The 282-nt window shown below is 46.1% G+C and carries 1 pseudogene; it reads left to right on the top strand.

Features of this window, described 5'->3' with window-relative positions:
• Positions 1 to 55: 55 nt before the first annotated feature.
• A pseudogene (locus FDX19_RS25350) lies at positions 56 to 282 on the top strand (hypothetical protein); the annotation flags it as partial.

The raw sequence follows: 282 nt of genomic DNA, 5'->3' as shown, positions 1-282 counted from the left end.
TTCGCAGCTGTAACGGAGGAAAGCGTTGAATTATTTTAAGAGAACTACCGTTACTATGTTAACTATCGCACCACTTTACGGTTGCGGAGATAACACAGATCAGACGCTTTCCCCTCCTGATAATGCCCGACGTGTCAGCGTGTCATTCCGGATGCCAGAGGGCATCACTCTAATGCCGATGCAGGTTCTTTACCGCTCTGAAAAGTGTATGGATAAAAGCTATAACTCCAGCTTTGAATCTTATCCTGTGCAGGGATACAACGGTTTTACGCAGCCTTTCGT

Source organism: Citrobacter sp. wls619 (genome assembly GCF_005281345.1).
In the GTDB taxonomy this organism is placed as follows: Bacteria; Pseudomonadota; Gammaproteobacteria; order Enterobacterales; family Enterobacteriaceae; genus Citrobacter.
This window is presented reverse-complemented; position numbering and strand designations above follow the sequence as displayed.